This is a genomic window from Clostridium sp. BIOML-A1 (assembly GCF_009874105.1).
Classification (GTDB): domain Bacteria; phylum Bacillota; class Clostridia; order Lachnospirales; family Lachnospiraceae; genus Coprococcus.
In genome coordinates this window covers 272,902-299,229 of record NZ_WWTL01000001.1, presented here as the reverse complement: position 1 = coordinate 299,229, position 26,328 = coordinate 272,902, and the positions used below count along the sequence as shown (strand labels likewise).

The window sequence follows — 26,328 nt, the reverse complement described above, 5'->3', positions numbered from 1 at the left end:
TCCTGTCAACTTCTCCTTCTCATTCCTGCCATAAGCGCAAGAAACAGGAATAAAAACGGTGTCGTGATCGGCTGTTCCACATTTACAAATGCCTGTACGACATATCCTATCATGCCTGCAAGAAGCGGCATACATAAAGGATTTTCCTTTACCAGCTTCACTCCATTCACAATGGACGAAATGATAAGCCCAAGGTATGTGATAAGACCAACGATACCCATAGTTACCAGATATTGCAGATATTCATTATGTGCACTGTCATAGACTGTTCCTGTCACTTCTATCATCTCATCACTGTACCTTGCGGACATCAATGTATAGATACTCTCATTTCCCGTACCAAATACCTTATTCACAAATGGAAGATCCTGATAAATCCGGAAAAGTCTGTTCCAGACATATCCCCGGTAATTGCCCCATTCATCGTCAAAGGTAAATATCTCCCACTGGTTGCCGACTCCTGTTACCACTGTTACAAATGCAGTAAGAATCAATATTCCAACCACGCTCCAAAATATTACCTTCCAACATTTCATTGTAGATGCCTGCTTTTTATCCTTAACAGACCTTAAACCTTTCTTTTGGGCAACTACACAATCTGCCTTTTTTCTACTGCCCCATCCGTAGAGCAGACTGCCTATCACCAACACTATAGATTCAATTGTTAAAATCAGGCGATGATCCACCAGCTTTGCAAGCCCTGTCAGCTTATCGTATCCCTTTCCGGTTCCGGTCGTAAGAAATGCCATCACCGTATAACCAAGAACGATACCGGCATGTCCTATAAACCAACCTAAAAACGGGTCACAGGTGGAATTTTGTCCGATCACCATACGATCATCATATGTCTTTACCCGATTTCTTATCCCTGCTAATAACAGCACCACCATCGGTACTCCGATACCAATATAAGCTACATCACTATTTGCGGCAATAACTGCCATTCCTCCAAGGAACAAAACGAGTGTATATAACACACGCTTCCAGCATTTGTCTGCATACATGCCTGCCGCCATAAATAACGGGATCGTCAGGCAGAGAAAACTTGCGTACATATTAATATTGCCAAATGTCGATATAAACATCGGTCTCTGGTCAAATCGAATCGACGCATACAGATGAAACAGATCAATCTCCAGATGCTGCAGAATACTCATCAGATATGTAAGTCCACTCACACAGGCAAATACCGGATAGATCCATTCTTTCACGCTGCATCCTACTGCCACGCAGATATAGGCTGCTCCGACGAGAAGCAAAAATGCGAAACCGCATCTTCTTCCCAATTCCCCGGTGAATGCCGCCATCCGATCCTTTGCTGCTAAAAAAGCAAAAAATCCTGCAATCAAAAACAAAACCATAAAGACATCCGATGCCAGTATGGTATGTTTTTTTGATACTGCCCTATCACTTCCCGGATGACCTGTATTTCCCGAACGATCTGTCAGATACAGAACCAGAAGCAGTGCCATGATTATAAGAAGTGCCAGAACACCGTTCTTAAAAAAATTATATTTTGTTATGGTAATATCTTTATATCCATCATGCAGAACCAGAGGAAAAATCACAAACATATAGACCAGATACAGATGGATCACTGCATCCGTTATCTTATAAATATCTCCTCTTTTGTTCTTCTGATCTACTTTTCCCATATTTTTATATCCATTCTACAAAAGCATTTTTCATTTATTTCCAATTCTGTTTAAAGCAGTGGCGATAACAGTCTGAGGAAAGCATCCACCAGTGTAATTCTTGACATATGCTCCTTACACCAGTCCAGTGTGATCTCTTCGGATTCCTTCATCGTTGAAACCATATCGTACTTCACTTCTGCAATGATACTAGAATCATATACCAATACACCACATTCAAAATGATGATAAAAACTTCGGTTATCCATATTGATAGAACCGATCGATGTCAGATTATCATCCGTCAGGATACATTTGGAATGGATAAATCCCGGTGTGTACTGATAGATCTTCACGCCGGCACGAAGCAGCTCTTTGTAGCTCGACTGTGTCATACGAAAGATCATCTTCTTATCCGGAATCGCCGGTGTTACGATTCGGACGTCGATGCCTCTCTTTGCCGCAAGCTTTAATGCTGTCATCATCTCATTGCATACGATCAGATATGGTGTAAAGATATATACATACTCTCTTGCGTCATTGATCATCTGCATATATATGTTCTCGCCAATCGGCTCTTTCTTGAGCGGATTTGTCGTATATGGTTGAAGATATCCATCGTTCAAATGTTTCTTCTGCTCTGTTGGACGATAGCTTAAGATATGCTTATCTTCATTTCGGATACTGTTCCACAGCTGTAAAAACAGGATTGTAAAACGCCATGCAGCATCACCTTCCATACGGATACCATTATCCTTCCATTTGCCATAAGGCGCTTTCTTATTTATATACTCATCGGACAGATTAAAGCCGCCGGTATAGGCAACCTTACCATCCATAACCGCGATTTTCCGATGATCCCTGTTATTAAAGATCGTTGCCAGAAATGGAACCACCTGATTAAATGCCATACATTTGATCCCATAGCTCCCCATCTCACGCCAGTAATACTTTGGCACATAAAAGACTGAGCCGATGTCATCATAGATCAGACGGACTTCCACGCCCTCTTTTACTTTCTCTTTTAGGATGTCAAGAACCGTATCCCACATTTCACCCGGATTAATAATAAAGTATTCAAGGAAAATATACTTCTTTGCCTCTTTCAGATCATCAACAAAATCCGGCCAGACATCTTCACCCATCGGATAATACCGGACATCCGTATTCTGATATACAAGCGAACCTGCATAATCTTCTGTATATTTGAACAACCGGTATGGCTGCTGCCCTTTTATCACATCACTAAAATATGCCATATTGGCATACAGATCCGTCTCGTAGTCCCATTCTGCCGCATGCTTCATGTATTTCTCTAACTTCTTCGGCATAATGATATGTCCATAGAGCAGATAAAGCAGACCACCGAGAACCGGAAACATCAGGATCGGAACGATCCATGCCAGTTTAATTGACGGATTCACATCCTTTAATAACAGATGCATCACAGCTATAAAACTTAACAAATGCAGAATAGCCGCCACCAATACATAGTATTGCTGCAGCTTGAATACTTCTACCATAAAGAAGATCAACTGCGCCGCTACCAGCAGACATGTAATTACCATTCGACTAAATAACCTGTTCAATAGTTTCTTCATAGACAATTTCCTTCTTATTAATTTATGACAGGACACAGTAAACCGTGCCCTGCCATTTTATCTTTTATCCCGTATTTCTATTTTACTTGATCGAAGTTACCTTATATCCGGCTTCCTTCACTGTATTCTTAATCTCTTTATCGGATAACTCGCCACTTAAAGTAAGCACCGCCTGCTTCTTCTCATGGCTGACCTCCGCTTCTGTTACCTGTGGAAGTGCCTCAAATGCTTTCTTCACTCTTGCCTCGCAGTGTCCGCACATCATTCCTTCTATATACACCGTCTTATTCATCGTACCAGTCTCCTTTTCTATCTTATTATTTCCCTCAACATTTTTTGATACCATTTTTTGGTGTATTCTGTATTTACTATTATTAACATATATCTTCACAAAATTCAACCGTAATGCATTCATTACTACACAAAAACTGGAAAGGCTCATGGCAAATGCTCCAAACATCGGGTTTAATTTCCAGCCAAACATCGGATACCAGACACCTGCGGCAAGCGGTATTCCGATAATGTTATAAATAAATGCCCAGAACAGGTTCTCTTTGATATTTCGTATCGTTGCCATACTTAACCGGATCGCTGCAGGAACGGTTCGAAGACCTTCCCGCATCAGTACCACATCTGCCGCATCGATCGCAACATCGGTTCCGACTCCGATCGCCATACCGATATCCGCACGGGTTAATGCCGGGGCATCATTAATGCCGTCACCAACCATGATCACACGGTGCTCCTTCATCAGTTCTCTTACTACCGCTTCTTTTCCATCCGGCAGTACATCAGCGATCACTTGGTCAACACCTGCCTGTTTACCGATTGCTTCTGCTGTCTTTGCATTATCTCCGGTTAACATAACAACTGAATAATTCATCTCTTTTAATTCTTTGATCGCAAGGATTCCATCATCTTTGATCGTATCTGCAACTGCAAGGATACCGATCAGTTTATTCTCATCGATTGCCAGATAGATCGGCGTCTTACCCTGTGAGGCTAATTCTTCTGCCAGTGTCTTATCCGTCTCGGATAAGGTTACATACCGGCTGATGAATTTTTCATTTCCTCCCAGCAAAATATGATCTGATATCTGAGAATGGTTCTGTCCTGCATAAAATACACTTTCATTCTGTGAAGCCGCCCCACTGCTTAATCTACAGCGGAGTCCATTTCCCGGAAGCACCTGAAAATCTTCGATTTTCTGTGGCTTAATTTCCTTCTGTCCGACATATTCCATAATGGCTTTGCCGATTGGATGCTCACTGTACTGCTCCAGACTTGCTGCAAAGGTAAGCAGATCTGTCTCACTGTATCCATTTTCCGGAACTACATCTACCACTTCCGGCGTTCCGTTTGTGATCGTTCCTGTCTTATCTAATATAACCACATCTGTTTTTCCTGTCATCTCAAGTGCCGCTGCATTCTTAAATAAGATACCCTGTTTTGCTCCGACACCATTACCTACCATTACGGCAACCGGCGTTGCAAGTCCAAGTGCACACGGACAACTGATCACAAGCACCGATATCCCTCTGGCAAGTACAAATCCTGTGCTCTCTCCTGCAATAATCCATACAATAATAGTGATCAGTGAACAGATCAATACAGCCGGAACAAAAATACCGGATACCTTATCTGCGATCTTTGCGATCGGAGCTTTTGTTGCTGCTGCATCACTGACCATCTCAATGATCTGGGATAAGGTCGTATCTGTACCGACTCTGGTAGCCCGACATTTCAGATAACCGGATTTATTGATCGTTGCGGCAGATACCTTATCTCCCTCAGCTTTATCAACCGGAAGGCTCTCACCGGATAAGGCAGACTCATCAACCGCACTGTTTCCTTCTATAACCACACCATCTACCGGAACACTGGAACCCGGACGGACGATAAATACATCTCCGACTGTCACATCCTCAGCAGCGACTTCCTGTTCTTCTTCACCACGAAGAACAATAGCTGTTTTGGGTGCAAGCTTCATTAATCCCTTTAAGGCATCTGTCGTACGTCCTTTGGAATATTCCTCGAGAGTCTTACCAACCGTTATAAGTGCAAGAATCATCGCTGCCGATTCAAAATAAAAATCATGCATCAAGGTCATAACACGATCGTTATCCTGTCTCATCACAGCATCTGTCATTGCAAATAATACATATGTGCTGTAAATAAAGGATGCACCTGAGCCAAGTGCTACTAATGTATCCATACCCGGTGCTCCATGGATCACACCTTTAAATCCATTAATAAAAAACTTCTGGTTTACAACCATGATCGCAATTGCAAATAACATCTGGATCAGTCCCATAGCGACATGGTTATCACTGATGATCGCCGGAAGCGGCCATCCCCACATCATATGTCCCATGGAAATGTACATCAGCGGAATTAACATAACGATAGATGCGATCAGCCGGACCTTCATCTTGTGCAGAGCTGCATGATTATCCAGTTCATCTGCATCCATCGCCTGCTTCTTCCCGGCATCCTTCCGGTCTTCTCCTGTCATCAGACTGGCTCCGTATCCTGCCTTCTCTACTGCTTCGATAACTGCTTTTGGATCAGCCTTTCCTTCTACCGTCATCGAATTTGTAAGCAGACTGACTGTACAACTGTCAATCCCTTTCACTTTCTTTACTGCCTTTTCTACACTTGCGCTACAGGCACTACAGCTCATTCCTGTTACGTTATATTTATCCAAATCATTCACCTTCTTATCAAGCTTTTTTATCATGTGCTTCATACATTCTATGCATTCCGCAAAATCAGCATCCTTGCGAGCAAATAATTTTGCGTTCATTATATCATGTGCTTCGCACATTCTATGCATTCCGCAAAATCAGCATTCTTGCGAGCAAATAATTTTGCGTTCATTATAATTTTTATTATGTTTCAGATCGAAACAATCATACGAATATATTATCCTTTCCGGCTGAAACATATCTATGTATTTATTTCATTAATTTTTTAATAGTATCAACCAGATCATCCACTGTATCCTCTTTTCCTGCTTTGATATCCTCGATCACGCAGGTTCGGATATGCTCTGCGAGAAGTTCCTTATTAAAGCTGTTCAATGCAGAATTGACAGCAGCAACCTGTACTAATATATCCGTACAATATGCATCCTTTTCCAGCATCCCCTTGATTCCACGGATCTGACCTTCGATCCGATTCAGCCGATTCATCAGCTTCTTATATTCACCTTCTGTTCTCTGTTTTGTTTTATGACAATGGCAACATGGTTCTTCCATTCCTGTTTGCTCCTTTCTGATCTGTTATGCAAATTCATCTATTTATAAATATCAGACTGTATCTTATCAGCCATCAGGTTATTTATACGATATATTTTATATACCCCATAGGGGTATTTTGTCAAGTCAGCTAATGATAAAATATTGCAATTATAAAAAAGAGTCACCAGCGGCTCTTTCCTGTAAAATAAAAACAGAGAATCTGATATCTTCTATCAAACTCTCTGTTCTATTCTTAATTATTATAGCCCTGATTACTTCGTTCTTTATTCTACATCGACAATGGCATCATCGCTACTTTCCAGTGTATCAATATCTGAGCTGTCTTTCTCATTATCTACATCACTTGAATCGATATCTGTATCGTCTGAACCATCATCTCCACCTATAATGGTGTCATCATCATATTCATCTGATCCGTCTTCTTCTCCGTCGATAGTATAAGTGCTGTCCATCGTATCATCATAATAAGCGGATGCATCTGTACTCTGAAGAACTTCTTTCAGATCATATATCGTTCCGTCAACTGCATTTACCATGATTGCCTGTACAGGATAATCAAAATCATAATTTCCATCTTCTTCATCTGCCTGTGCGAATATCCATACCGGTACATATTGATATATATTCTCCTGCGATTCATCCTTCATGCAATAATACGTAAGTCTTACATCGTTATATTCAATATCATTATAAGAAGTCTTATTTTCTGTATAATATGCCGGTACATTCTTATTCAATGCACTTAACAGATCTTTCCAGCTCATCAGTTCTACATTCTTCTGCTCATCTCCTGTCGGTGCAAGGAGCGGATAACAGCTTGCATTGATCACTCCGTTTGAATCAACCTGTATCGTAAATGTCTCAGATGTTGAATCATACCAGACATCATCATCGGATGAAAGAGAATCTACCATGGACAGATCCGCACTATATGGTGCAGTACCATTTACCGAACGTCCAAATGTCATGATATATCCGTCGTATTCTGTCGCTACAACGTCATATGAGGTATCGTAATATTCCCATAAAAGCTGGGATGTATATGTAGGGATCACATCATCAATACCACAGCTGTTCAGAAATTCCTGTGCAAGAGAAACTGCCTCGTCCTGTGTAAATGTACAGCTGTTCGGCATACTTTCATCTACATCTTCATCACCATACTGCGCATCATATGCATAAACATATGTAGCGCCCTCATGTGGCTTATAATTTATAAGTCCTTCGGACGGATAATAGGACAATTCAAAATTTGCTCCCAATCCCTCTTCTGAATCTGAAAATGAAAGCATATATTCATTATCACCGATATTACCTATAAAATCTGTTGCACTGTAATCACCCGCACCTGTACGTTCGTCTGTTGCATTCGTCATCTCATCTTCCAGATAAGATATATATTCATTACAATAGCTCTCTGTCTCTGTGTCTCCCGATGCCTTTGCCTCTTCTAACATTGCCTGAAAGGAGTCAATCTGCGACTGAAGATCACTCTTTGTCTGATGTTCCCAGTCATATACATAGATTCCTTTTGATTTATCAAACACTGCCTCGCAAACTTTCTGCTTATATGCATTGTCAAATGTATTACTTTTATAGTTAATGATGGACATACTGTCAGATGACGGAACACTTATATCGTCATCTTTTATCTTAATACTCTTTAATCCGGAATCACCGACCTCAATATCTCCCTCATAAGATTCAGGAATTCCCAGACGTGAAGCAAGCGCACCACTATCTCCCGAACCACTGTTTTCACTGCTGCCGTCTCCATCCACATCATAATCCACCTTTTTATTACAACCAGAAAAAACGGTTGCTGCTGACAATGCTGTTACTAAAAGCAGAGCTGTCATTTTTGTGAACTTTTTCTTTCTCATGATTTCCTCCTAGAAATTTTCAGACTATACACTGATTTTATTCAATTAAACAAGGTTATTATAATCGAGTGAATATTTAATAGCAAGAAAAAACACGCATAAAAAAACGAAAATACTGTGAACACACAATATTTTCGCCTTTATTTCAATTATTTTTATTCTTTTGATATAACAACTTTTCCGTCAACAACCTGAATCTTTACTTTATTTGTGTCAATTCCTGCTGCCTCCAGAATATCATCACTGATCTGAACACGATGTGCCTTATCCAGAACTGAATATTCCTCATGAGAATCTGATCCGTTGAAATTAACGCCTTCCATGTCATTAATTCTTTTCCGATAGTCCTCTTTCATAATCTTCTCTGTACTGATCTTGCCATCAGCGATCATAACCACACGGCTTACTTTATTTGCCAGACTGATATCATGTGTTACTATGATAACTGTAATACCCAGTTCCTCATTCAGTTTACGGAACAGATCCTGTATCATATCCGATGTCTTGGAATCGACTGCACCTGTCGGCTCATCTGCCAGAAGTATCTTCGGGTCATTTGCAAGTGCGATTGCGATCGCAACTCGCTGCTGCTCACCACCGGACATCTGAGACGGATAAGAATTCACCTTTTCCTTCAATCCCACTTTACATAACAGATCATATGCTTTCTTTTCTCTGTCCGCTTTATTATCTTTGTCAAAATACATCGGAACCTGAACATTCTCTAGTGCTGTCATATAAGGAAGCAGGTTTCTGGAATTCTTCTGCCATACAAACCCAACCGTATGCTTTCTGTATTCCACCAATTCCTTATCAGTCATGGCAAACAGATCCTTACCATCTACATACAGCTTACCCGCCGTAGGACGTTCCAGACCACCAATCATATTTAACAGCGTTGATTTACCGCTACCGGATTTACCGATAACCGCCATCAGCTCACCTTTTTTGATTGTAAGCTCCAGTCCCTGAAGTGCCATAACCTCAACTTCATCTGTCTTGTAGATCTTAACCAAACTGTCACAATCAATGATATTGTCAGATTCCACAGAATCTGTATCAGTCCCAGCTGCCTCTGATGCTTCTGTATCCGTTTCAGCATCTGCTGCCGGCGTCTCCATTGTCTCGTCATTTTCTGCAGTTTCATACATTTCCGTATCAGTCTCATGCTTTTCGGCTGTATCATCAGCTAAGACTGTAAGCCTGTCATTCTTCTGTCCTTCCATATCCTGTTGAACATCTGTATTGTACTCATCTGTAGATACAGAATCAAGCATCTCCGCCCCAGATACATTCTTTTTTTCTTTCTTCTTAAATAATCCACTATGCTTTGCCAACGATCTCACCATCCTCTATCTCAAATACAACATCTCCGAGTTCCATCAGGTTTGGATCGTGGGTCGTCATAACAATGGTTATTCCCTCTTTTGCAACCAGATCCTTGAACAACCGCATAACATTCAATCCGGAAGCCGTATCAAGTGCTCCCGTCGGTTCATCTGCAAATATAACTTTTGGCTTATGAGCAACTGCCCTTGCTATAGCTACACGCTGCTGCTCACCACCGGACATCTGATTTGGCATATGATACATTCTGGAACTCAGTCCAACCATCTCCAGTACTTCGCGAATTCGTGAATCACGATTGCCTTCATACTCCGCCAAGCGGAGTCCGAAATCAACATTTTCGTATGCATTCATGATCGGAATCAACGCAACCGACTGAAATACAAATCCAATATCAAATCGTCTTAATTTCTCTTTATCCGCAACAGACATCTCTGACAGGTCATTATTTTCTATAATAACCTGTCCCTCCGTTGCATCATCAAGAGCACTCAGTATATTTAACAATGTCGTCTTACCAGAACCGGATCGACCTTTTAATATTGCAAGCTTGCCTTCAGGAATATCCAGATCAATTCCCTTAAGAGCATAAAATGGTTCGCCGTTTCCAACCGTAAAGCATCGTTTTATTCCTCTTGCAGTAATCATATCCATAGTTTAATCCTCCCCAAGCTTCAATGCCTGTGTAATGTTCATCTTCTTTAATATTGTACGAAGAACAATAAAACAGATAACAAACATTACTACAATAACGATTGTCAGTTTCAAAATATCAAACAGATTAACCGTTATACTTATCGCTATATTATGAGCCTCCGGCAAATATACAACAGCTACCAGCTTTACGAACAGTGCTGTTGCTGCAGCTCCGACTCCGTAACCGGCAAGACTTGCAAGTACGGAGCTGAACATCTGCTCATTGATCAGCATCTTATTGATCTCATGCATACTCATACCCATAGCACGGTAAATACCAAACAGAAGCTCTCTCTGCTTGATGGATGTGATCCAGTAGATCAGGAATCCGATCGTACAAAGAATGACTGCAACTAAAAAGCTCAATGAGAATAAACCATTTGTGATCAGAACCAATGGAGATTCCAGCATGTCTCTGACATCCTGATCAACACTTTCATAACTGTTCAACTGAATGTCCTGCTTCTGTATTGCATTAACGGCTTCTTTATAATCATGCCCTGCTGCGAGTCTTCCCCATACCTGATATGGTGTCAACCCAAATGATCCAACTACATATGCATAATTGGCAACAACCAGATAACGTTCATTTTCGACGATCTTACCACTGCTGTCTTTTTCATATGTATATTGATTGAAGCCCGGCCATGCATCAACGATCGCACAGATCGGACCGCTTGCCGAACCAAGCTCTACATCTTCGCGTCCTTTGATATCGCTGTATCTCGTATACTTGATATTATCTCCGATCGACAGATCATATTTTTTTGCCAGATTAGATGAAATAATTACACCATTTGAAACAGTCGCTATGCTGTTCAGGTAATTAAACCAGTGTTTATCATTAAGACCGGATTTCAATTCTGCGGTCTCACCAAATTCTTTTGTATTAATACCCATCATAACAGAACCTGACAATTCTGAACCGGCAACGTTAATTGATACATTATCATCATAAATAACACGCGTCAGATCGGAGCAAATACCCGAAAGGCTTTCTGTATATCTCTCATAATCCGGTTCCTCATAATACCAGTGGCTCTGCTTATCCTTATCCAGATATGCACCAGCTTTCCAGCGTTCCTTCAAGATCAGATCCGTTCCCATATTATATTCGATACGTTCCTGATTATTTTCATTGATCGTTCTTGCCATATTCGAATTGAACATACCCATAGCGATCGTCATTACAAGAAATACAGAGATAAAGCCCTGTTTCTTAACCGTTCTTGTAATCTGAAGGAAAGACGCATATACTGCCGGAGACCACTTCTTCTTACCTACGAAATAGATGAACTTAATCAGATATTTAATCAGACGAAGCACCAGAAGACCTACCGCGAAAATAAACAGTGAGGAATTCAGGAAGATCAATGGATCCGGCTTCTTACCGGCTAAAATATTAAGTGCAATATCACTTTTCTGTTTATTGTAGTTGTACAGCAGATATACCGATACCGCTACCAGGATCACATCGAGAAATGCTTTCTCCCAGAACGGTTTGGTACTGATCTTGCCCATTTTGCTCTTTTGTTCTACGATCGAGTTCTTTGCATATTTCAAAACCGGAAGTGTCACAAACAGAACTGCCACCAAAGCTGCAACGAAACTGTATAACAACATTCCCCATGTCAGTTTATAGAAATGAGTATCACCAAACGTAAATTTCAGGAAGGATGTTGCACTTGCACATAACTTACATAACAGATAACCGATCGGAATACCTATTACAATTGCGATTCCTGAAAGAATTGCCGATTGTCCGAAATATATTCCAAGGATCTGTCTGGTACTTGTACCTCTGCTCTTCAACATGGCGATCTCGCCATCTTCCATCTCAAGTATCTGACTGGATACCATATAGATAAATGCCAGCAATAATACAATGATCGGAAGCTCCAGTACCCATATGATGATCATTATAGAAGTTGCATCATCCTGATACTCTGCGAGGATACTGCTGAAATTCTGTGTAAAATTACCATCTGCCTTCGAAAAAGCACTCAGGTAATAACGAATATCCGCTGCATTTGAATGATCGATATATGCATAATCAAGCATATCCGAATTCGTATAATATACAGTAAGTATATTATATTTCCGGATCATCTCATCAAAGGATGCCTTATCGGTAAACATCATTTTGTCAAAATCTGCCGGAGTCTCTTTCCAGTAAATATCACTTTCATCTGATGGTTCAAAGATACCAACGATCGTACATTTCAAAGTATTACCATCCGAATCGGTAAGCTTGTCAATAGATACTACCTCACCAACGACCAGATTATATGTGTCCATATCCTGCTGTGTCATCAAAACCGGATAAGTTCCTTCTTCTACCTTTCCGTTTTCCAGATCATCTCCAAATGCTACATTGATATGTTTCTCCATATCCGGCATATAGTTAATACTGAAGAATCTTCTGGAACCGAGGCTGGTCGTTGCATATGTACCTTCAATAAACATACGGATCTGTCTGCTTAAAACCGGTACATCGATATAACTGAGCCATTTTTTCTCATAAGCGCTTACTCTTGCTTCTACTGCATCTGAGTCCGGATATTCCTTTGTATCACAGGATCCTCCTCTTCCGATCACCGCCGAATATACATTGTTATCTTCTATCGCTGCGTCAAATTTCGATGATAATGTCATATCCATAGCACCGTTTTTGAACATCGGATTACAGGATGCTACTGCAACCAGAAGTACAATACCAAGAAGAAGACATGCATTGAGCCATTTCTTGTTTAATAACTTATGTCCTAAAAATTTAAACATTCCTCTTCTCCTTTCTACTCCTCTGAATCATCCTTCGATTTCTTCGATGTATTCTTACCTTCGTCCTCTATCGCACTCTTGATAATAACATCGCCTTCCGAAAGTCCTGTCAGTATACATACTTCCGTCTGTGTCTCATCTCCCAGAGTAACATATTGTTTTACGATTTCATCGCCTTCAAGTTTCCATACATATTTGTATTGTTTTCCGGATGTCTTATTCTGCTCTTCATAGACCAGGTTTCGCGGAATCGTTACAATACTGTCGAGTGACAGCTGAGCATAATTTACAAAATAGCCTTTTGGTGAGTCATAGAATTTTTCATCATCCACCTTGATATAGTATCTTGTTTCATCTGATGAAGCACTGCTTGTTACATATACTTCACCATCAATTGTTGTTACATATGCTTTCTGTGAATCCGCTGTTGCTCCGATACATCTTCCTGTATACTTATCGCTGTCATCCTTCTGGTTAACCAAAGTTATTTCCTGATTGATCAAAAGCTTTGCATTTGCATCGCCTGATCCGCCATCGGAACCATCGCTGCCGCTGTTATTTCTTCTGCTGTTTCCGCTGTTATCCTTTAACGACAGAGACATCATTTTAGACTCATTACTTCCTATACTGACAACCTTGTCGCCCTCCTGCAACTGGTAACCGGTACTTACATATACATTCTGAACAACACCATCACTATCTGCATATACACTGATATTGCCTTTTCCGTCATTATTCTCATTCAGCTTATCCCGTTTTGCAATCAACGGATTTACAGTTGCATTATAGTTGATTTTTGCAAGCTGTTCATTATATTTCGCTACTTCTATCTGACATGACAACTGTTCAACCATATAAAGGGTATTTTCACCATCTGCATCACCCGGGGTTGCTGCCTGCTGCTTTTTCTTACCTGATTTATATTCGTTGATCTGTTTTCTGAGATCTGAAATCTGTTCCTCATATCCTGATATATTAGAATCATATTCCGTCTTTGCATCCGTAATCTGACCATTCAGCTCTAAAAGCTCTGCGCTTCCTCCACCACTGTCAACTGTAAATAACAGATCACCTTTCTTGACCTCCTGTCCTTCTGCCAGATCAAATTTGGTAAAATAACCCTCTACCGGTGATGAATATGTTACCTGATTAGTGTCCACCATCTTATAGGATCTGCTGGTTCCTGTTTTTTTGAAATTATTTAATTTGATATCATACGTTGTGTAATCGCTTGGTATGGCCGAATCAGAATCGTAATAAACAAGCTCTCCCTCTGATAAGCCGCTTACTACTTCTGTATAATTATCATCTGATGCACCGATCTTAATATCACGTCTCTCTTTATCACTGCTTTCTGTCTTCACATATACGAAATTCTTATCTCCATCCTGATACAGGGAATCGTTTCCGACAACAAGAACCTGAGATGCATCCGAAGTACTGAAATAAAGAGGTGTAACAGTTCCGGTTTTCAGGATTTTCTTATTATCCGCACCTTTTAGTTTGAATCTGACGTATGGAAGCTTGGATGCACTCTGTGCTGCTGCAATCTCCTGGTTGGTATAACTGTATTCTTCCAGATCATATCGTTTACCGTCGATCATCGTATACATTGTATTATAAACTGCCGCATACCCGTCTTTTGTGATCTGTTCTCCGGTAATCTCAATATATGGATCATTATAATCTGAAATAATTACAACATTTTCACCGCCTGCAGCAGTTCCGCTGTTTTCATCTGATCCTGACAGATTCTTTGCATATGTAACATAACCGCTCTGGTTTGCCACTAATTTACTGTCAGTTGCAAGTGATTCTTTTTCCTTGATCTGCTGATTAAGTTTTTTTACCTGATATTTATACAGCAGATTATCATAGCGGTTATTTTCTGCATTTACAGCCTTTGCACTCTGATATTCTTTGGCTCCTGCCGTATCACCTGCCTCTTCACAGGCTTTTATCTTATAATCATTTTCTTTCTGTGTCTGCTCATATATCTTTTCATTAATAGTGTGTGTCTGCTCCTGTGTAGATAATGAAGCCTTTAAATCATCAATTCCTGATGTGGTCTCATCATCATCTGCTTCAGCAAGTACAGTTCCTTTTTCTACATAATCTCCGACATTCACATAGATCTTAGAAATTGTTACAGAGGACTTATAGAAATAGCAATAATCCGTTGGAACTACAGAACCATTCTTTATGATTTTCTTACCAACATCCCCTTTTGATACCGGACGATATGCTTCATTGGTTGATACCGGATCCAACAATTCAGGTGCTTTCTCCGGTTTCTTGCCACAGGAAGTCACACACAACATCAGTGCCATAGATAGCGCTACCAGTCGGGCTCCGTAAGATTTTCTTTTATAATTCATATTTATCTTTCTCAATTTATCGTCACCTGCTCTCCTGCTGTTAATCCTGATTTAATAATCGTAGATCCATCTACGGTCTCACCAACTGTTACATCTACTGCCAAACGATAACCATCATCATTAATTGTGTATACATAATACTGGCCTTCTGACTTTTCACATACTGCCTTTTCAGGAACATATACTACATTTTTAATTACCGGTTTATGAATAGTCATCGTCAGTTTATTATCTTCGGATATACCTGCCATATTGTCTACCGGCTCAAAAAGGATCGTCTGCATATCTTTTCCGGTTGCATCGTCTGTATATTTCTTAACATCAATAACTTTCATATTGTATTTTGCGACCTCATAATCTGCCTCGTATTCATCTCCAACCTTAAATTCATACGTATCATCTGTAGTTACTGTATAATTTGAGGATCCTGATGCCACCGTTATCAAATTGGACGCGGAATTTGCATATCCATATCCCAGACTGTCGTCAACATAGGTCACTGTTCCGTCTTTTTCAGCAATCAGACAGTAATCCTTCATCTTCTCATTCTGCTCTTTAATATATGTATCTGCAATTGTCAGGTCTTCTTTCAGGCTTTCAATATCATCTGAATAATCTTCCGATCCATCAATCTGCATCAATTTCTGATAATGCTCGATCAAAAGCTGTTTTTCTTCCTTTTCTTGTGTATATTCATCAATCGTCTTTTGAATCTCATCTGCCTTAAACTGTACCATGATATCACCGGCTTTTACACGATCACCTTTTGCCACATTTACTTTTTCAACTTTATAATCATCCTGTTGAACTTTATATGACTTTGTTTCATATTTATCCGGGGAAAGATCTAACTCCAGAACAGGAGCAATGTCACCCGACTGAACTGTAGCTGTATCATATCCTACCTTGGTATATTCATCAATATGGATCGATGGCTTACTGCTTTCCGTCTTCCTGCTGCTACATCCACTGAGAAGGGCTGCAACCATGCCGGCACATAATATATATGTCATACCCTTTTTTATATGTTTTCGCATTGTTTCCTCCTTATTACACATCATTATTATGTATCTGTTTATTTTAATTTAAGAAAAAACCATTGTAATTTTACTCTGTCTTCCTGCTTTATTCAAGCAATGTATCAGCATATTAAACAATCTTAAGGTTTTCTAGATAATATTGTCATTACTTAATATTACAGTCTTCTGCTTTGGTATTATAAAAAAGAAATGTATCATATTTGCATCTTATAATTTTCTTTTTGCACATACATATAGGAAGTAGTATAGCATATAAATATGTCCATTTTGTGGTGAAAAATTCTGTCATACCGCGTGTGTTTGAATTTTTTGAAAAAAATGAAAAAACTTGTTGACATTTATATAGCACAGTGGTATTATCTTACTTGCGTCGGCGGTAAGCCGTACGGAATAAGACATGCGGGAGTGCTGGAATTGGCAGACAGGCTAGACTAAGGATCTAGTGCTGGAAACGGCGTGTGGGTTCAAGTCCCATCTCCCGCATCTTTATTTTTAGAAAACCTTTGAGGTTTTCTTTTTTTATGTCCACAAAAGCCTGATGCCGGAAGTTTTGCTTCTAATGTCAAGATTTTGTCTGTAGATATATCTTTATGTAGCAGACCTTTTCTTACATCGGTCCTTAACGATCCACCGTCAGGGGGGGAGTTTAGTACCGTTATGTAAGAAACAGAGCGAAAGCGTTCTGCGGAATAAAGGATATATCTACAGACAAAATCCCTGACGCGGATACAGCTTCCGACATCAGGGATTTTTTCCATCTCAAATTTTTATCATATTGGTAAGCTTCTTTTCTACATCTTCTAACAGATGTGCCTTAAATGCACTGTAGTACTCATGTGTAAACTGTGTATAAAGGAATTTGTTCCACAGGTTACTGCAATATGTACTGTCAAAATCGTAGTAAGAGTCTGTGTACATCATTCCGTTGCTGTATCTGGTCACATCCAGATATGGCTCTTTTCCTGCATAATTCAATCTCATTACCAGATTCTTCTGTTCGCTGCAGCACGCGAATGTCTCTAAAAACATCTTCATCTGCTCTCTTGTTACTCGTTCTACAAACATAATATGTCACCCTCCATGTCCCATAAATTAGCTCAATATATAGTTCTATTATAGTATGAACAGGACAACTCTGTAAAGGCAATTATGTCGATGTCCGCCTATTATTTATGACCTTTAAAATAACGGATCACTTGACCGAGCAAACTTTCCGATAACACAAAAACAGACCATAACCATCTTCTTCCGAAAATCATTATGATCTGTTTTTATCTGCTTATATTATATTAAATTAAGCAAGCTTTTCCTTTGCAACAGCAACAAGTTTTGCAAATCCTTCAGGATCACTGATAGCCATCTCTGAAAGCATCTTTCTGTTGATGTCTACGCCTGCAAGCTTTAATCCATGCATTAATTTGCTGTATGAAATATCATTCATTCTTGCAGCAGCATTGATACGAGCGATCCATAACTGTCTGAATTCTCTCTTTCTCTGCTTTCTGCCAGCATATGAACTTGTTAAAGCTCTCATAACTGACTGCTTTGCTACTCTATACTGCTTTGATCTGGCTCCTCTGTAACCCTTAGCCAGCTTAAGTGTTCTGTTATGTTTTTTCTTAGCGCCAACGCCGCCTTTTACTCTTGCCATTCTCTAGTTCCTCCTGATTTATTAGATATAAGGTAAAATCTTCTTCATTACCTTTTCATTTGTTGAATCTGTCATTGTTAACTTTCTAAGATTTCTCTTTCTCTTAGTTGTCTTCTTTGTTAAGATATGGCTCTTGTAAGCCTTGCTTCTCTTAAGACCGCCGTTAGCTGTTTTCTTGAAACGCTTAGCTGCTGCTCTTTTTGTCTTTAATTTAGCCATGTGTGTATTTCCTCCTTAATATATGTCATATTGTAAATTAACGTTTTTCAGTTAAAAACATTATCATACTTCTTCCTTCAAACTTGGCAGGCTTATCGATGACCGCGATGTCTGAAAGCTTCTCGGCAAATTCATCAAGAATGCCCTTTGTCTGTTCTACATGGGCAAGCTCTCTACCTCTGAAACGAAGTGTAACCTTTACTTTATCGCCATGTGTCAGGAACTTTCTTGCCTGATTTACTTTTGTATTCAAGTCGTTAGTATCAATGTTTGGAGATAAACGAACTTCCTTGATCTCCATTGTCTTCTGTTTCTTTCTGGCTTCTTTCTCCTTACGAGCAAGCTCATAACGGTACTTACCATAATCAATAATCTTGCATACAGGTGGTTTTGCCTGTGGAGCGATCTTAACCAGATCAAGCTCTGCTTCCTTTGCAAGCTTCAGTGCATCTCTGGAGGACATAATTCCGATCACCTGACCATCCTCGCCGATCACGCGCACTTCTCTGTCTCTAATCTGTTCGTTAATCATTAATTCGCTAATGACTTTTTACCTCCATTGCATAAAAAATAGTGGACAGCGCAAACCATCCACTATTATATATAAGTACAAATTATAATCTACTTAGATATGAACCCGAGTCACTGTTCTTCGTGCTAAGGTGAGAGTGGATACTCTGCTTTCTTGTCTGTCTCTGCTAAACAGCTTCTATAGGTTAGCACATACATGTGCAAATGTCAAGAAGTTTTTTACTGTATCCAGCAACTTTTTTCGTTATATTTAGCAACTTTTTAATTCTCGCTCTCTTCCGCTTCGATCGGGATAAATACCCGGTCATGGGAGATTGCGGCATCTGCATCCTCCGGCTTTGCAGAACGCTTACGGGCTTCTTCTGCGAAATACATCTGGGAATCCAGTTTTACCTTGCCACGAAGATCCTGCTTCTCGTAACTGCCATCCGGCTGCATGATGTGAGCCTTTAAAGTATCGGCAAGCTGGATCTTTAAGATGTCCTTGATCCGTTTCTTCAGATCAGGATCTTCTACCGGGAAGGTGATCTCGACACGCTTGTCAAGGTTTCTCGGCATCCAGTCCGCACTACCCATATAGATATCTTCAAATCCATCATTATAGAAATAGAAGATTCTGGAATGTTCCAGGAAATTACCAACGATCGAACGAACCGATATGTTCTCGCTGAGTCCCGGCACACCTGCTTTGATACAGCAGATACCGCGGACGATCAGATCGATCTTAACACCGGCAGCCGATGCATCATATAAGGCTTCCATCACCTTCGGATCACAAAGAGAATTCATCTTAGCAATGATCCGTGCCTTCTTACCCTGTCTGGCATTTTCCGCTTCACGGTTAATAAGCATCAGAAATTTATCCTTTAACCAGATAGGTGCAACTGCCAGTTTGTTCCATTTTCTTGGCTCTGAATATCCGGACAGCATATTAAATACTGCCGTTGCATCTTCGCCGATCGGGTCTGAACAGGTCAGGAGTCCCATATCTGTATATAACTTTGCTGTCTGATCGTTATAATTACCGGTACCAAGATGTACATAACGCTTGATACCATCTTCTTCTCTTCTGACAACCAGTGCGATCTTGGAATGAGTCTTAAGTCCGACCAGGCCATAGATAACATGGCAACCGGCTTTCTCAAGCTTTTTCGCCCATGCAATATTGTTTTCCTCATCGAATCTTGCCTTTAACTCAACCAGAACAGTTACCTGCTTGCCATTCTCCGCAGCCTGCTCTAACGCTGCTATGATCGGTGAATTGCCGCTGACACGATATAAGGTCTGCTTGATCGCAAGTACATTTGGATCGACTGCTGCCTGACGGATAAATTCAATAACCGGCGTGAACTCATAATATGGATGGAACAACAGACGGTCATGCTTCTTGATCTTATCAAATATATTGCTGTAGTCACCATTTGAAAATGCCGGCTGTGGAACATATTTCTCATATTTCAGATGATCAAAGCCCGGCAGGCCATTTACTTTCATAAGGAAGGTAAGGTCAAGCGGTCCGTTTATCTTATATACAACACGATCAACCACATCCAGATGCTTCTTTAATTCTTTTAACAGCTTCTTATCCATCGTATCTTCTACTTCCAGACGGATAACCTCACCCCACTGGCGCTGCTTTAACTGCTTCTCGATCTCCTTTAACAGATCGGCTGTCTCTTCCTCATCAATTGAGAAATCCGCATTACGCATAATACGATATGGATGTGCACATACGATATCATAGCTTAAGAACAGCTTATCCAGATTCTTCTCGATCACTTCTTCAAGCAAGATGATCTCTGTCATGCCCTGTCGCTCAGATGGCAGAATGATCACTCTTGGAAGTACAGATGGAACCTGAACGGTCGCAATATCTGTAACGTCTTTCTTCTTATCATAGATCAGCGCACCGATATTTAAAGATTTATTTCTTACAAGAGGAAACGGTCTGGAAGAATCCACTGCCATCGGTGTTAATACCGGATAGATATCCCGCTCGAATAATTTATCTACATATCTGGACTGTTCCGGTGTCAGATCTTCATAATGTCTGACGATCTTCAGTCCATTTGCCTCTAATAACGGAACCAGAGAACGATTATAGGTCTGATACTGATTCTTCATGAATTCCTTTGTTGCAGGAATCAGCTCATCAAGCTGTTCTTCCGGTGTCATTCCGGCGATATCCTTCTTCGTATATCCCGCATTCTTCATATCCTTTAAGGATGCGATACGCACCATAAAAAACTCATCCAGATTGGATGCTGTGATGCTTAGGAACTTGATCCGTTCAAATATCGGAATATTCTTATCCTTCGCTTCACTCAGGCATCTTTTATCAAATTCCAACCAGGACAGTTCCCGGTTGTAAAATAAATTCTTATCGCTCATTTATATGCCCCTCCTTTGTTTCAATACTACTTTTACACCATAGACCTTTTCAAATAAGATATTATTCGTTTTAAACATGCCTGCTTCAAGTGTAATATCCTCCAGCGTATCTGTATAGATCACCAGTGTATTGTCATGTAATGAAATCCTGAGATTTGTAATCTTCTGTTTATAGCTCTTATCAAGCACATCTGCCAGTCGAAGGATAGCGGTAAGCTTGGCCACCTTCATATAATCTGCCGATCCGATCCGCCCGGATGCCCTTAATTCCGACGGAAGGTAAAATCCATTATAATAAACCGCATTTGCGATCTCCTCTCTCTCTTTATGAGAAAGTCCAAGGATTTCCGTCGCCATCACGATATGATAAGAGATCAGGGATACATCCTTCATATTTACAAATTTACCACAGTTATGCAGGATCGCCGCGATCTGTAACTGCAACCGTTCCCGTTTACCAAGTCCGTGTAATTTCCGTATGCTGTCAAATATTGCAAGTGCATTATCCGATACATTCTGGACATGCGCACGATTTACTTTATATTTCTTTGCAATCGTATTCACAGATGCAAGAATATCCTGATCAAAATTCTTGTCCATCAGGAAGGTTCCCTGCTTATCCATATAGTCGGCAATAATACCATCACAGAAGATCACGTTCGGAGTCAGGATCTCCTCTGCCCTGGAATTATCCAGAAATGACTGATAAATAATCGCCATCGGAAGCATCAGGGTGGCACGCTCATATGGAATACCATATCGTTCCGCCAGATCTTCCGGTTTTATGTCAACTACCCGTTTATAGAGAATGCGGAATTGTTCTCTCGATATACTGTTCGCAATCGAAAGCTCCGGACCAACTTTTTTCAGGTTGTTGATACCATCACCGATTGCAATAATACTCTTAATATCTTTATCATTTAAAAACAGATTTCTGAATTCTATGATCGCATTTGATGCGTACTCTTCCATCAGTGTTTCAAGATCTACCGTATCGGAACCGAACCGGGTCAGATAATCACGGATTCGGACTGCACCGATCGGAAGATTCTGTGTCTGTACCAGATTTCTTCTGTCAAAGATCGAAATCTGTAAGCTTCCGGCTCCGATATCAAGCAATGCGTTATTCTTATGAGTTGCCACATCCACATCCATCCCGGTTGCCACGAATGCTTTATAATTCATAAAACGTTGTTCTGAATTACTGAGTATCTGCACATCAAAATCCGTACACATCTTAATTCTCTCAATGATCATAGAAGCATTCTCCGCTTCTCTGACCGCACTGGATGCATATGCCCTGTAATCAGATACATCGTATTCCTTCATCTTTCTCCGGAATTTAATCAACGTGTCACACAGCTTATTCAAATTATTTTCTTCGATATATCCTTTGTTATAGGTATCACTTCCAAGCTCAATGATCGTTTTTACGGTATCAAGCTCCCTCGCACCCTTTCTTGGTGTGATCTCGCAGATCTTCATTGATATCTCATTAGAACCTACATTGATCGCGGCAAATGTCTTTCCTGCCATACTTTCATACACCTCACTTCTTTTTTACACCCCTAATATGTACCGATCAGACGAAAATCCATCGCATCTTCACAGATTCCCTGTAATGCATGTCTTGTTCTTGAATCTAACAGACTGCCTTCCATTGTAACAAAAAAGGCATATTCCCATTTTCTACCGGTAAGCGGTCTTGATTCGATGCTTGTCATATTAATTCCGTTCAGATTTATATGGCTCAATATATTGTAAAGTGTACCACTTTCATCCGGCAAGGAAAAGCGGATACTTATATTTTCAGCCTTTTCCACAAAGATTTTCTGTTTTGACAGGATTATAAAACGTGTCGTATTGTTGTCATTGTTCACAATGTCCTTTGCAAGGATCTGAAGTCCATAAAGTTCTGCTGCAAGCTCACTTGCAATCGCTGCCTGTGTCTTATCTCCTTCTTCAATAACCTTGACCGCCGCTACTGCCGTATTTGCAACACTGCACTGTTTCCACGGCTTCCGGCTCAGATAATTCGTACACTGAAGCAGTCCCTGCGTATGTGAATATACGGTTTTGATCTGAGAAAGCTCACTGCCCGGCACACCCATTAATGCATGTGCTACATGAACCTCTTCTTCACCGACGATGGTCACATCATTATTTCCCACCATGTCATAGATTCCATTTACAAATCCGGCTGAAGAATTCTCGATCGGAAGTACACCATAGTCTGCCTTGCCGTTCTTCACCATCTCGATCACATCTCCGAAATCCGGTACATTGATATTCTGGATCTCTTTTCCGAAGAACCTGAACATTGCCTGTTGGCTATATGCTCCCGGAACCCCCTGATAACAGACAACAGTGTCCTTGTCTACTTCTAATTTCTTCACACAGGTAAAATCCTTCATTCCATCACAAACAACCTGAGAGCTGTCATTCGTCAGTTTCTTATTCTCATTTGCCATACCTGCCAGGATCTTATCTCTTGTCTTTACAAGAGAAGCAATCTGTGCTTCTACTGTCCGTAAATCTTCCATATTATATTTATCCATTGTTTTATCTGCTCCAAATACAGGACATTCCGCCTGCAGTCTTTCTATAATATTGATATTGTCTTCAAAATTATGCAATACGATCAAATGCACATGCTCATTCATTTTTCCCGGTTTATTCTTCGTTCCGTTCCAGCTCGTCAAGCAGCTCCCGGATTGTCCTGCCATTGACCGGATGTCTCTTATAGCCTGCTATATTGGACAACGGCTCTAATACAAATTCCCGCTTGCACATCTCTATATGTGGGATATGGAGATTCTCCTCATCACAGACAAGATCATCATACAAAAGAATATCGATATCCAGAGTTCTTGGTCCCCAGTGGATAAGGCGTTCTCTTCCGGCATCCTTCTCAATCGCATTGATCAGATGTAACAGTTCATCCGGTGAATGAAGTGTCTCCACCTCGATACAGCCATTTAAGAAATTATCCTGTTCCACGCCACCATATGGCTCTGTCTCGATGAAATCGGAAACCTTTGTCACCTTGGTATATTCATCTTTATTTAATTCATCAATCGCAAAATCGAGATAGGATTCCCGGTCGCCCATATTCGAACCAAGTCCCAGATAAGCAATGTGTCTCTTTCTTCGTATCTTTACTGACACTGTCTGAAGAGGCATCAATACCGGTGCCCATGGTTTCTCAACCTCTACTTCAACCTCTGACATCGTCGGATATGACAGAAGGATATTCGCCGCTACTTCTTCTGCGACTGCTTCGATCAGCTTATAAGTATGCTCTTTCATCGTCTTTTCAACCAGATTACAGATAGCTCCATAATCAATAGACAGCTTCAGATCATCCCGGATCCCTGCCGCCCTTGTCGATGTATACATATCAATATTAATTACAAATTTCTGTCCAAGCACATTTTCTTCTTTAAAAACCCCGTGATTGGCAAATATTTCCAGTCCTTTTATGCTGATTCTATCCATCCGACGCCTCCTGTCTGTTCTCCCTTTTACCAGATCAAACTTCATCTTTTTTATTTATGATTCATTGAAATTTTTCTTCTGTTCATTGAATCATTAAGTACTGCTTCATTTTCTCTTATTGACTGTATTAACTATGCATGATCGCCCATGCCATCTGAAGTGCGCGCGCATTTCCTTTTACATTATGCACACGGAAGAACCGGCACCCCTTCATAAGCCCCATGACCGATGTCGCGATCGTTCCTTCTTCCCGCTCTGTAACCGGAAGATCAAGAGTCAGACCGATCATGGATTTTCTGGATGTGCCAAGAAGAACCGGCAGCTCCCATTTGTGCAAAAGCTCCAGATGATTCATCAAAGCAAGATTCTGTTCTAAGTTCTTTGCAAATCCGATTCCCGGATCTACCATGATCTTCTCCTTCTTCACACCTGCATTCAGTGCCATCTGAACAGATTCGTCCAGATCTTTAACAACGTCGTTTAAATAATCGGTATAATCCATTACCCTTCTGTTATGCATCAGACAACATGCCACATCATGTGAAGCAACGATATCTGCCATCCTTCCATCCCATTTGAAGCCCCAGATATCATTGATCAGATCTGCACCTGCCCGGATTCCGGCTTCCGCCACGCCAGCCTTATAGGTATCCAGTGAAATTACGGTATCAAATCGTTCCCGGATCGCCTCGATCACAGGAACAACACGACCAATCTCCTCATCATCTGAAATTAATGTATAACCGGGTCTGGTCGATTCTCCACCTACATCTATAATATCTGCGCCATCCTTTATCATCTGCTCTGTGGCATACAATGCATCATCGAACTTATTATGTGTTCCTCCATCGGAGAAAGAATCCGGTGTCACATTCAAGATTCCCATTACGTATGGTTTTTCATTCAGTTTAAATTCTTTGTTCCCTATAATCATCAGTAGACCACTCCTTTGTTCTTTTCGTCTTCCTTCCAGTAACACTCGTCATAAACCTCACAGTCAAAACAACGTCTGGAAAGCTTGTCTGCCCTATATATCACATAGGAAAGCCCCTCTGCTTCCTTCCCTGTCGTATTATGTTTGCTGATCGCTTCTAGGATCAGCTCTGTTTCCTCACCGGAAAATCCGGTTGCCAGCAAAATACTCCGGCTGTTGCGGACACTTGCCAGATGATGTTCTTCGCTGGTCTGATAGCTGACCGCCCGTCCGATATCATGTAATAATGCTGCCGCATAGATAAGCTCCGGTTCCAGTCCCAGCTTCTCCTCCAGATTCATCAGCATTCCGATCCTTGCTACATCCAGACAATGATCAATCCCATGACAGCAGAATCTCCGCTCTTTCTCCGATCTCCTGATCTGCTCCATCCAGTCTTTATATTCTTCATTCGCTAATATTGCGTTGACTCTGTCCATCG

At 40.7% G+C, this 26,328-nt stretch carries 20 protein-coding genes, 1 tRNA gene and 1 other annotated feature; of the genes, 1 reads left to right on the top strand and 20 read right to left on the bottom strand.

Going from position 1 to position 26,328, the window contains the following annotated elements; all coding sequences use genetic code 11:
• Window positions 1–5: 5 nt before the first annotated feature.
• The 10 genes from GT641_RS01295 to GT641_RS01250 all read right to left on the bottom strand — a co-directional run bounded on the left by GT641_RS01295 (window position 6) and on the right by GT641_RS01250 (window position 16,620).
• The gene (locus tag GT641_RS01295; protein WP_161116644.1) at window positions 6–1,655 is read right to left on the bottom strand and encodes an O-antigen ligase family protein; all 1,650 of its coding nucleotides are present in this window, start codon (window positions 1,653–1,655) and stop codon (window positions 6–8) included.
• 50 nt (window positions 1,656–1,705) lie between these two features.
• A complete protein-coding gene (gene cls, locus GT641_RS01290) occupies window positions 1,706–3,235 on the bottom strand; it encodes a cardiolipin synthase (protein ID WP_161116643.1) in 1,530 nt (509 codons plus the stop codon).
• Between the two features lie 82 nt (window positions 3,236–3,317).
• On the bottom strand, window positions 3,318–5,975 hold the full coding sequence (locus tag GT641_RS01285; protein ID WP_161116670.1) for a heavy metal translocating P-type ATPase: 2,658 nt from the start codon (window positions 5,973–5,975) through the stop codon (window positions 3,318–3,320).
• Window positions 5,976–6,192: 217 nt separating this feature from the next.
• On the bottom strand, window positions 6,193–6,495 hold the full coding sequence (locus tag GT641_RS01280; protein WP_008401532.1) for a metal-sensing transcriptional repressor: 303 nt from the start codon (window positions 6,493–6,495) through the stop codon (window positions 6,193–6,195).
• 266 nt (window positions 6,496–6,761) lie between these two features.
• Window positions 6,762–8,381, bottom strand: coding sequence for a DUF6034 family protein (locus GT641_RS01275; protein WP_161116642.1), 1,620 nt, complete (start codon window positions 8,379–8,381; stop codon window positions 6,762–6,764).
• Between the two features lie 155 nt (window positions 8,382–8,536).
• Window positions 8,537–9,727: an ABC transporter ATP-binding protein gene (locus GT641_RS01270; RefSeq protein ID WP_347562818.1), complete on the bottom strand. Its 1,191-nt coding sequence runs from the start codon at window positions 9,725–9,727 to the stop codon at window positions 8,537–8,539.
• Window positions 9,705–10,382, bottom strand: a complete 678-nt coding sequence (locus GT641_RS01265) for an ABC transporter ATP-binding protein (RefSeq protein ID WP_119963158.1) — start codon at window positions 10,380–10,382, stop codon at window positions 9,705–9,707. Before GT641_RS01265 ends, GT641_RS01270 begins: the two co-directional genes overlap by 23 nt.
• A 3-nt stretch (window positions 10,383–10,385) precedes the next feature.
• Complete coding sequence (locus GT641_RS01260; RefSeq protein WP_161116641.1) at window positions 10,386–13,205, bottom strand: ABC transporter permease; 2,820 nt, start codon at window positions 13,203–13,205, stop codon at window positions 10,386–10,388.
• Window positions 13,206–13,219: 14 nt separating this feature from the next.
• On the bottom strand, window positions 13,220–15,598 hold the full coding sequence (locus GT641_RS01255) for an efflux RND transporter periplasmic adaptor subunit (protein WP_161116640.1): 2,379 nt from the start codon (window positions 15,596–15,598) through the stop codon (window positions 13,220–13,222).
• On the bottom strand, window positions 15,595–16,620 hold the full coding sequence (locus GT641_RS01250) for a hypothetical protein (protein WP_147554303.1): 1,026 nt from the start codon (window positions 16,618–16,620) through the stop codon (window positions 15,595–15,597). The genes GT641_RS01255 and GT641_RS01250 overlap by 4 nt, the downstream gene beginning before the upstream one ends.
• 402 nt (window positions 16,621–17,022) lie before the next feature.
• On the opposite strand from GT641_RS01250, the gene GT641_RS01245 reads away from it, so the two are divergent.
• Window positions 17,023–17,106, top strand: a tRNA-Leu gene (locus GT641_RS01245).
• A 276-nt stretch (window positions 17,107–17,382) separates the two neighbouring features.
• On the opposite strand, the gene GT641_RS01240 is transcribed toward GT641_RS01245, so the two are convergent.
• The 10 genes from GT641_RS01240 to GT641_RS01195 all read right to left on the bottom strand — a co-directional run bounded on the left by GT641_RS01240 (window position 17,383) and on the right by GT641_RS01195 (window position 26,326).
• Window positions 17,383–17,688 (bottom strand): hypothetical protein, encoded by a 306-nt coding sequence (locus GT641_RS01240; RefSeq protein ID WP_008401521.1) that lies wholly within the window; start codon window positions 17,686–17,688, stop codon window positions 17,383–17,385.
• Window positions 17,689–17,917: 229 nt separating this feature from the next.
• Window positions 17,918–18,274: a 50S ribosomal protein L20 gene (gene rplT / locus GT641_RS01235; protein ID WP_008401519.1), complete on the bottom strand. Its 357-nt coding sequence runs from the start codon at window positions 18,272–18,274 to the stop codon at window positions 17,918–17,920.
• A gap of 21 nt (window positions 18,275–18,295) precedes the next feature.
• Window positions 18,296–18,493: a 50S ribosomal protein L35 gene (gene rpmI / locus GT641_RS01230; protein ID WP_008401518.1), complete on the bottom strand. Its 198-nt coding sequence runs from the start codon at window positions 18,491–18,493 to the stop codon at window positions 18,296–18,298.
• Between the two features lie 37 nt (window positions 18,494–18,530).
• Window positions 18,531–19,025, bottom strand: a complete 495-nt coding sequence (gene infC, locus GT641_RS01225) for a translation initiation factor IF-3 (protein WP_008401517.1) — start codon at window positions 19,023–19,025, stop codon at window positions 18,531–18,533.
• Between the two features lie 27 nt (window positions 19,026–19,052).
• Window positions 19,053–19,182: a sequence feature (ribosomal protein L20 leader region), on the bottom strand.
• Between the two features lie 103 nt (window positions 19,183–19,285).
• Window positions 19,286–21,415 carry an RNA degradosome polyphosphate kinase gene (locus tag GT641_RS01220; RefSeq protein WP_161116639.1) on the bottom strand — a complete coding sequence of 710 codons (2,130 nt, stop codon included), beginning with the start codon at window positions 21,413–21,415 and terminating at the stop codon, window positions 19,286–19,288.
• Window positions 21,416–22,951 carry an HD domain-containing protein gene (locus GT641_RS01215; RefSeq protein ID WP_008401515.1) on the bottom strand — a complete coding sequence of 512 codons (1,536 nt, stop codon included), beginning with the start codon at window positions 22,949–22,951 and terminating at the stop codon, window positions 21,416–21,418.
• A gap of 32 nt (window positions 22,952–22,983) precedes the next feature.
• The gene (locus tag GT641_RS01210; protein ID WP_243143659.1) at window positions 22,984–24,141 is read right to left on the bottom strand and encodes a prephenate dehydratase; all 1,158 of its coding nucleotides are present in this window, start codon (window positions 24,139–24,141) and stop codon (window positions 22,984–22,986) included.
• Window positions 24,089–24,913 carry a 2-amino-4-hydroxy-6-hydroxymethyldihydropteridine diphosphokinase gene (gene folK / locus GT641_RS01205; RefSeq protein ID WP_044945318.1) on the bottom strand — a complete coding sequence of 275 codons (825 nt, stop codon included), beginning with the start codon at window positions 24,911–24,913 and terminating at the stop codon, window positions 24,089–24,091. The genes GT641_RS01210 and folK overlap by 53 nt, the downstream gene beginning before the upstream one ends.
• A 127-nt stretch (window positions 24,914–25,040) precedes the next feature.
• Window positions 25,041–25,847, bottom strand: a complete 807-nt coding sequence (gene folP / locus GT641_RS01200) for a dihydropteroate synthase (protein ID WP_008401512.1) — start codon at window positions 25,845–25,847, stop codon at window positions 25,041–25,043.
• Entirely contained in the window at window positions 25,847–26,326 is a 480-nt protein-coding gene (locus GT641_RS01195; RefSeq protein ID WP_044945426.1) for an HD domain-containing protein, read from the bottom strand. Before GT641_RS01195 ends, folP begins: the two co-directional genes overlap by 1 nt.
• Window positions 26,327–26,328 lie beyond the last annotated feature (2 nt).